We start from the raw sequence: 9,226 nt of genomic DNA on the forward strand, positions 1-9,226 counted from the left end.
TTCTAGAATTCGTCTCCTCTCAGGTGGCTACTGCCATCGAGCGTAAAAGAATTGAAGAGAAGATCAGATATCTAAGCTTCCATGATGCCCTAACCGACCTTTACAACCGAGCCTACTTTGAGGAAGAACTGAAAAGGTACAACTTTCCCCGTTATTACCCTTTAAGTGTAATGATGGTAGATATCAATGGCCTTAAGGTAATAAATGATACTCTCGGTCATTATGAGGGGGATAAACTCTTACAACACTTTGCTTCTCTCCTTAATTCCATCTCCCGTAAAGGTGATGTAATCACTCGATTAGGAGGAGATGAGTTTGCTATTCTCCTTCCCTCTACCACATCCCAAGAGGCCCATAGGATCTGTGAGAGGATCAGAAAGATTTGTGAAGAAGATAGCATTAAACCAATCTGCTTAAGACCGAGTATCGCCTTGGGTGATGCCACTCAGAAGGGAGAGTATCAGAATACTGAGGCCCTCTTAAAAGAGGCCGATAAGAGGATGTATCAGGATAAAAATAAGAACAAGGTGAAGGAGACGTTTCAGTGACACGTTTTTTAGTTGATAAATAAATTACTTAATTATATAATTAATTTATTAGCCCATCGAATTATATTTAGAAAATTAAACACTATAAAATAATTTAAAAAAGTTGGAGGTAGTATAAGATGCAAAAAAAGAACATCAAAGATTTAAATGAAAATCAAATAGAAGGCAAAAGAATCTTGGTTAGAGTAGATTTTAACGTCCCTTTGGATAAAGAATTAAAGATTACCGATGATACCCGAATATCAGCTGCTTTACCTACTATTAAATATTTAATTTCCAAAAAAGCCCGAATCATATTGATGAGCCATTTAGGTAGACCTAAAGGTAAAATAGCAGAAAAGTTAAGGCTTGATCCGGTGGCTAAGCACTTAAGTGAATTATTAGAGCAAGAAGTAAAAAAGCTGCCTGATTGTATAGGCAGGGAGGTGGAAAAAGAAATATTTAGGATGAAAAATGGCGAAATAATACTCTTAGAAAATTTAAGATTTCATCCCGAAGAGGAAAAAAACGACGAACAATTTTCTAAAAAATTAGCTAATCTGGGTGAGTTATTTATTAATGATGCTTTTGGCACTGCCCATCGTGCCCATGCTTCTACCGTGGGGGTAGCCAAAATATTGCCTTCTTGTGCTGGATTTTTAATGGCTAAAGAAATAAAAGTATTAAGTAACTTAATAGAAAATCCCAAAAAACCTTTTGTAGTCCTATTAGGGGGAGCAAAGATATCTGGGAAAATCGATGTGGTTCAGAATTTATTAAATATTGCAGATAAAATATTAATTGCTGGAGGAATGAGTTACACCTGTTTAGCTGCTTTAGGGTATAAGGTAAGCAATTTATTATTAGAAGAATACGACTTGAATGTAGTTAGAAAAATGTTAAAGAAAGCAAAAGAGATGGAGAATAAAATACTTTTACCAGTTGATTTAGTAGTTGTGAAAGAAATATCTGAAAAAGCAGATAGTAAAACATATAAAGTACAAAGTATTCCAAAAGATTGTAAAGGAGTAGACTTAGGTGAAGAATCCTTGAAGATGTTTATGGAAGAATTAAAAAGGGCTAAAACTATTTTTTGGAATGGGCCAGTAGGAATATTTGAAATAGAAAAATTTGCTAAAGGAAATAATATAATTGCAAAATGTTTAGCGGAGATGAAAAATAAAGCTGTAACTGTTGTTGGTGGTGGAGACTCAATTGCTGCGATTGAAAAAATAGGGTTGGCAGAAAAGATGACTCATATTTCTACCGGTGGTGGAGCTTCTTTAGAATTTTTGGCAGGGAAAAAACTTCCAGGTATAGAAGTCTTACCAGATAAATAAAAATGAAACAGGAGACGGACCTCTATAAAATGAGTTTTTTAATTTTTTCTGTCATTCTTTGCCAGTGGGTTCCCTTCCAGTAATATTTCTGGCAAGAAGGACAATAAACAAACTTGTTTTGAGTTAAAAATACATAAGGAGGAACGTAGTTTTGAACTTCCTTTTTATCTACATTTTTAGTAGGTTTATTGCATATTGAACAACGGGAAAATATCTTAGAATTAAAATCAATTTTTAATTCTAATCCTTTTATCACTTCTAACAATTGTTCTTCCCATTGATCATTTTTTATAAATAAATAATCGCAGATGTTCCGTCTTTTAATAAGATTAGTATCTCTGGTTAACAATATTCTATTTTCTTGTCGAGCAGTAAGGATAAGAACTAAATCCTCATCAGTAATAGGGTAAGTAGTATCATAACCTAAAATGCGTAACCATTTAGCTAATTTTCCTAACATCTTATCAGCTAAAAATTTTATTTCTTCTTCTTCTTTATAATTATTTTTCCTCATTTTATAGGTTAAATCCATTTAATATAATTTATTTTATTAAACGAAGGTTAATTAATCATAATTTTATTTCTAAATTATTATATCACGCTACTATTTAGTTAGCCAGTTAATGAGTCGTTAGTGAATAGTGAATAGTCGTTAGTGTTTAGGATATAGTCATTGTGAATCTGAATTTGGTGTAGGGGTCGAATTTATCCGACCCGGGTCAGTTAGTAATTTTTTTACCGGGTTCGATGAATCGAACCTCTTCTCATTACTAATTACTAATTACATATCACTTATCACTGTATTCCACTTATTACCCTTTACTAATCACTCATTACCATTTTCTCCTGGGTTCTGACTCCTGACTTCTGACTTCTATCCTATTTACGCAATGCGATATAAACTATACGAAAATAGCTTGACAATTTAAACATTTAGTTATATTATTATTATACCCCCATAGGGTATAATAAATATCGGATATAAAGTTTGCATTATGAGTAAATCACCATTCAATCAATTAAATAAAATAAAGATATTAAGTCGATTAAAAAGGATAGAAGGGCAGATCAGGGGCATACAGGGGATGATTATCGAAGAAAGATCTTGTTCGGATATTATGGTTCAAATTGCTGCCGTTAAATCAGCACTTAATCAGGTAAGTAAATTGACCTTGGAGAATCATGTCAATTCTTGTTTTTATTCATCAGCTTCTTCTGAGGATATCCCTCCGGATTTAATTAATGAAGTGATGGAATTGATATTGAAGTTTATTAGATGAGAAATAACTACTGAAATACTTAAATATAGAATTCAGAAGTCAGTAGTCAGGAGCCAGCATAAAACAAAAAAGATTCAAAGAACAACCGTCTCCTAACTCAGATTAATTGAGGTTAATTGACAATTATTCATAGGATAACTTATAATTTATGTGGAATTTGATTGATAAAAAACAATAAAAATCAGGGGAGGAAAAATAATATAATGTTATGTCAAATTTGTAAGAAAAAAGAAGCTACTATTATTCTTACTAAAGTTTCAGAAGGACAAAAAACAGTAATTCAATTATGCCAAGATTGTGCCTCTATGTTTAATGATAAATTATCTATATTTCCTCTTCCTGAATTTAATATTAATGATCTATTAACTGGATTATTAAAAGCTATAGATCTTTACAGCAAAGAGGAGGGTGTTATTCCAATTAAAGAGGTAAAGTGTAGTAATTGTCACTTAACCTATGATGAATTTAAACAATCTGGGAAATTAGGTTGTAGTGTATGTTATCACGATTTTAGAGAACAGTTAATTCCTCTACTAAGAAGGTTACATGGTAATAGTGAACATGTAGGGAAGATACCTCAACGAGCCAAAGGTAAATTGAATAAAATTAGGAAAATTAAACAACTCAGAAAGGAATTGCAAGAAGTAGTATCAAGGGAAGAGTATGAAAAAGCTGCAAAGATAAGAGATGAAATATTGAAACTTGAAGGAGCGTTAAAGAAAAGAAATGCAAAATAATAAAAAAGGAATAATATTACAAAAATTAAAAGAATCTGATGCTGAGTGGACCAATGGGCAAGGTCCTTTATCCGATATAGTAATAAGTTCACGAATTAGGTTAGCACGAAATATAGAGGGTATTTCTTTCCCATCCCGAGCTGATCAAGTAGAATTAAAGAATATATTTGACCTTAGTCAACAAGTTATAGAAAAAAGTTCTCTTTTTAAGGATTACAATTTACTTTTATTAGATGAGTTGACTCCCTTAGAAAGACAATTTTTAGTTGAAAAACATCTAATTAGTATTTATCATGCATTAAAAAAGCAAGTATATCGAGGTTGTATCTTTAATCAAAGAGAAACCTTAAGTATAATGATAAATGAAGAAGATCATTTTCGAATCCAATATTTACTTTCAGGATTACAATTAAATGAAATTTGGAAGCTCATTAATAAAATTGATGATGAAATTGAAAAAATTGTTACTTATGCCTTTAGCGGAAAAGAAGGGTATTTAACTTCCTGTCCCACTAATGTGGGAACTGGGATGAGGGCTTCAGTAATGTTACATTTACCAGCCTTAGCTATGGTAGGCGGAATGAATGATATACTAAAAGCTATATCTAAAATAGGTTATGTAGTAAGAGGATTTTATGGAGAAGGAACTGAAGTGATGGGAAATCTTTTTCAAGTTTCTAATCAAATTACTTTAGGTCTTTCAGAAGAGGAAATTATTGATAATTTGGAAAAGGTGAATCAACAAATAATAAGCCAGGAACAGAAGGTAAGAAATGATTTATTATCTAATTCTAAAAGTCAGCTGGAAGATCAAATGTGGAGAGCCTATGGCATCTTGAGTAGTGCGCGCATTATATCTTCAGTAGAAGCAATGGAACTTTTATCTAAATTAAGATTTGGAGTAGAGTTAGGGATAATTTCACACCCCGATTTAGCGACTTTAAATAAATTAATGTTATTGATTCAACCTGCTTATCTACAAATGTTAGCTGGTAAAGATTTAGATCCTTTTACTCGAGATTTACAAAGGGCAATATTAATCCGAAATAAGATTAGTGAATAGTCGTTAGTATATAATATAGTATAGCGTATAGCGTTTAGCGTAGAGCGTATAGAAAAATAGTGATAAGTAATGAGTGATTAGTGACAAGTTACTAGTTACGAGCTTTAAGTTTAAAAAAAAGAAGCCTTTACAATAAACTGAGAACTGAAAAGCGTAAACTGAAAACTTGCATTTAATACTAACGATAACCGGTAAACTGGTTAACTGAATTAATTGGTGAATTGGAGAATCGGTTAATTGGTCAATTGTTATTAACTAACCAACTAACTAATTTACAAAATAAGATAAAAATAATATTATCTACTAAAATGGAAGGATGTGTTTGTAAAATGTTTAAAAAATATACCGAAAAAGCAAAAAGAGCTATAATGATAGCTCAAGAGGAAGCGATAAACCTTAATCATGATTATATAGGAACCGAACATATTTTGATTGGTTTACTAAAAGAAGAAGAAGGAGTTGCATATCAGGTTTTAAAAGAATTAGGAGTGGATGCAGATAAAGTAGTAGAAGAAATAGATCGAATAGTAGGTAAAGGTGAGTATCAACAGGTAGGTGAAATTAGCTTTACTCCTCGATCTAAAAAAGTTTTGGAATTAGCCTCTCAAGAAGCAAGTCAATTGAAACATAATTATATTGGTACCGAGCATATATTGTTGGGGTTGATAAAAGAAGGAAGTGGAGTAGCGGTTAGAATTTTAACTGATTTAGGTATTAATCTGAATAATGTTTATTCGCGGATTATGAAAATACTTATGGAGAACGAAACTCAAAGTTTTTCGCCAGAAGTTGGTAAAAAGACAATCAAGACTCTTACTTTAGATGAATTTGGAAGAGATTTAACTAAATTAGCTCGAGAAGATAAATTAGATCCAGTTATTGGCAGAAGTATGGAGATTCAAAGAGTGATACAAATTTTAAGTAGAAGAAAGAAAAATAATCCCTGTATAATAGGAGAGGCTGGGGTAGGGAAGACAGCTATCGTGGAAGGTTTAGCTCAAAAGATTGCTAATAATGATATTCCGGAGATATTAAAAAATAAAAGAATTGTTTGTCTTGATTTGGCTTTAATTGTTGCTGGTACTAAATACCGGGGTGAATTTGAAAAGAGATTAAAGAAGATTGTTAGTGAGGTTCAGGAATCAAATGAGGTTATCTTATTTATTGACGAAATTCATACTTTAGTGGGTGCGGGAGCTGCTGAAGGGGCAATAGACGCTTCTAATATATTAAAGCCTACCTTAGCAAGAGGAGAACTACAGGTTATTGGCGCAACTACTTCTGATGAATATCGAAAGTATATAGAAAAAGATGCTGCTTTAGAACGAAGGTTTCAACCTATCTATATATCGGAACCTTCAATAGAAGAGACTATCGATATTTTACAAGGACTTAGACCCAAGTATGAAGCTCATCACAAAATAAAGATTAACGATCAAGCATTAGAAGCGGCAGCTCGTCTTTCAGCTCGTTATGTTTCAGGTAGATTTTTACCCGATAAAGCTATTGATTTAGTAGATGAAGCGGCTTCACGAATTAAATTACAAAACACTATTTCTCCTCCTGATATGAAAAAAGTGGAAATTCAATTAAATAAAATAATAAAAGAAAAAGAATCAACCATAAAACTGCAAGAATTTGAAAAAGCAGCTCAATTAAGAGATAAAGAAAAAAAGTTAGAGACTGAACTCCAAAAAATGAAAGAAAAATGGGAGACCGGAAGAAAGATTAATAAAGTAGAAGTAACCGAAGAAGATATTGCAGAAATTGTATCTAGTTGGACTGGTATTCCAGTCTTTTCCTTAAAAGAAGAAGAAACACAAAAATTACTTCGAATGGAAGATGAGTTACATAAAAGGATAATAGGACAGGACGAAGCCCTAATATCTATTTCTAAAGCCATAAGAAGGGCTCGAGCTGGTATGAAAAACCCCAAACGTCCCATTGGCTCTTTTATCTTCTTAGGACCTACCGGCGTAGGTAAGACAGAACTAGCCCGCAGTTTGGCAGAATTTCTTTTTGGTGACGAAAACTCAATGATAAGTTTAGATATGTCTGAATATATGGAAAAATTTGCTGTTTCCAGATTAGTTGGTGCTCCTCCTGGTTATGTTGGATATGAGGAGGGAGGTCAATTAACTGAAAAGGTTAGAAGAAAGCCCTATGCAGTAATTTTATTAGATGAAATAGAAAAGGCTCATCCTGATGTTTTCAATATATTATTGCAGATTTTTGAAGACGGTAGATTAACCGATTCTCAAGGAAGAGTAGTAGATTTTAAAAATACAGTAATTATTATGACTTCTAATATAGGCGCAACTTTAATCAGAAAAGGAGCTACTTTAGGATTTCGAGGAACTAATGAATCTGAAGAGATGCCTTACAAAGAGATAAAAGATAATGTAATGGGAGAACTAAACAAGACCTTCCGGCCGGAATTCTTAAACCGAATTGATGAGGTAATAGTCTTTAAATCCCTTACTAAGGAGGAGATTAAAAAAATCGCTGGTTTAATGCTAAATGATGTGAAAAAATTATTAGAAGATCAAAAGATTGATTTTGAGACGGTAGAGGAGGCTAAAGAATTATTGGTTAAAGAGGGGTATAATCCCAATTTTGGAGCTCGTCCTTTAAGGCGGACTATTGAAAGATTAATAGAAAATCCTATTTCTGAAAAGATATTAGCTGGTGAGTTTAAAGAAGGGGAGTGTATAACTATTGGAGCAAAAGATGGGAAAATAACATTTTCCAAAAAAGGAAAAAAAACAAAAAGTTAAGATAAAGAGGTTAAAATGGACAGAGGAGAAAAATCTATTTTTCGTTGTCAACAGTGTGGTTATGAATCTTTCCGATGGTTAGGGCGTTGTCCTGATTGTGGCGGATGGAATACTCTGATTGAAGAAGCATTTAAAGAAGAGAAAAAATATTCTCTTCATCCAGAAGAGCAATCTACACCTTTACCAATTAGCAAGATAGAAATAGAAGAAAATAAAGCGAGATATAAAGTAGGGATTTCTGAGTTTGATAGAGTATTAGGTGGTGGTATTGTCCCTGGTTCTTTAATTTTAGTCGGAGGAGAACCAGGTATAGGAAAATCTACCCTTCTTTTACAAATAGCCAATATTTTAAGCAATCAATATGGAACAGTATTGTATATTTCTGCTGAAGAATCACCTTATCAGATTAAGCTGAGAGCTAGTAGATTGGGTACCTTAGCAGAAAAACTTTTTTTAGTGTCTGAAACTGATCTAGAAGTGATAAAAAAACATCTCAACAATATTAAGCCAAAAGTGGCAATAATTGATTCTATTCAGACTATTAATGATTATGAGATTACTTCTGCACCAGGAAGTATTAGTCAGATAAGAGAGTGTACTGGTCAGTTAATGCGTTTTGCTAAAAGCAAAGAGATTTCTATCTTTATTATCGGTCATGTAACTAAAGGAGGAATATTAGCTGGACCTAAAGTTCTTGAGCATATTGTAGATACTGTCTTATATCTGGAAGGTGAACAATATAATATTTATCGTATACTTCGTTCCACAAAAAATAGATTTGGCTCTACCAATGAATTAGGGATATTCAAAATGGGAGAAAATGGTTTAACCGAAGTATTAAACCCTTCTGAATTACTCCTATCTGAAAAACCTTCTCAGGTTTCTGGTTCAGTAGTGGCAGCTACTTTTGAAGGAAGTAGGCCGATATTAGTGGAGGTACAAGCTTTGATAAGTTATAGTAATTTGGGTATCCCCCGAAGAATGACTACTGGGGTAGATTATAATCGAGTTTTACTAATATTAGCAGTACTGGAAAAAAGGGTGGGATACTCCTTACAATCTCAGGATGTTCATGTAAACATTGCAGGTGGTATAAAGGTATTAGAACCAGCTTTAGATTTAGCTATAGTCATGGCTATAGCTTCAAGCTTTAAAAATATTACTATAGACTCAGGTACAGTTATATTTGGTGAAGTGGGACTGGCAGGAGAAATTAGAATGGTAAATCAGGTAGAAAAACGAATACAAGAAGTATTAAAAATGGGTTTTAAGAGATGCTTTATTCCTCAGGGTAATTTAAAAAATCTTTCTTCTTTTAAATCGAAAAAAGATTTAGAGATTATTGGGATAAAAACAGTTCGAGAAGCTATAAATCTTGCCTTAAATTAGTCGTTAGTCGTTAGTATATAGTATATATATAGTATATAGTAAAGAAATAAGAAGCCAGAAGCTAAATGCGTATCGCGTATCGAGTATCGCGTGAAGAAAATAAAAGTCACAAG

General features: G+C 32.7%; 8 protein-coding genes. 7 read left to right on the top strand and 1 reads right to left on the bottom strand.

Going from position 1 to position 9,226, the window contains the following annotated elements; all coding sequences use genetic code 11:
• Positions 1-548 (top strand): GGDEF domain-containing protein (locus COZ07_RS10955; protein ID WP_406608597.1); only part of this gene is annotated, 548 nt, incomplete at its 5' end.
• Between the two features lie 119 nt (positions 549-667).
• Positions 668-1,867: a phosphoglycerate kinase gene (locus COZ07_RS10960; protein WP_406608598.1), complete on the top strand. Its 1,200-nt coding sequence runs from the start codon at positions 668-670 to the stop codon at positions 1,865-1,867.
• Between the two features lie 22 nt (positions 1,868-1,889).
• Here COZ07_RS10960 and COZ07_RS10965 read toward each other — a convergent pair whose 3' ends face one another.
• Positions 1,890-2,381 carry a Mut7-C RNAse domain-containing protein gene (locus COZ07_RS10965; RefSeq protein ID WP_406608599.1) on the bottom strand — a complete coding sequence of 164 codons (492 nt, stop codon included), beginning with the start codon at positions 2,379-2,381 and terminating at the stop codon, positions 1,890-1,892.
• 481 nt (positions 2,382-2,862) lie between these two features.
• Between COZ07_RS10965 and COZ07_RS10970 the strand changes: the two genes are divergently transcribed.
• The 5 genes from COZ07_RS10970 to radA all read left to right on the top strand — a co-directional run bounded on the left by COZ07_RS10970 (position 2,863) and on the right by radA (position 9,113).
• On the top strand, positions 2,863-3,147 hold the full coding sequence (locus tag COZ07_RS10970) for a metal-sensitive transcriptional regulator (RefSeq protein ID WP_406608600.1): 285 nt from the start codon (positions 2,863-2,865) through the stop codon (positions 3,145-3,147).
• 203 nt (positions 3,148-3,350) lie between these two features.
• The gene (locus COZ07_RS10975; RefSeq protein WP_406608601.1) at positions 3,351-3,884 is read left to right on the top strand and encodes a UvrB/UvrC motif-containing protein; all 534 of its coding nucleotides are present in this window, start codon (positions 3,351-3,353) and stop codon (positions 3,882-3,884) included.
• Positions 3,874-4,947, top strand: coding sequence for a protein arginine kinase (locus tag COZ07_RS10980; protein WP_406608602.1), 1,074 nt, complete (start codon positions 3,874-3,876; stop codon positions 4,945-4,947). Before COZ07_RS10975 ends, COZ07_RS10980 begins: the two co-directional genes overlap by 11 nt.
• Before the next feature lie 329 nt (positions 4,948-5,276).
• A complete protein-coding gene (locus COZ07_RS10985) occupies positions 5,277-7,724 on the top strand; it encodes an ATP-dependent Clp protease ATP-binding subunit (protein WP_406608604.1) in 2,448 nt (815 codons plus the stop codon).
• Between the two features lie 15 nt (positions 7,725-7,739).
• Positions 7,740-9,113, top strand: a complete 1,374-nt coding sequence (radA, locus tag COZ07_RS10990) for a DNA repair protein RadA (protein ID WP_406608603.1) — start codon at positions 7,740-7,742, stop codon at positions 9,111-9,113.
• Positions 9,114-9,226: the final 113 nt, after the last annotated feature.

Source organism: Candidatus Infernicultor aquiphilus (genome assembly GCF_002784285.1).
Lineage (GTDB): Bacteria > Atribacterota > Phoenicimicrobiia > Phoenicimicrobiales > Phoenicimicrobiaceae > Infernicultor > Infernicultor aquiphilus.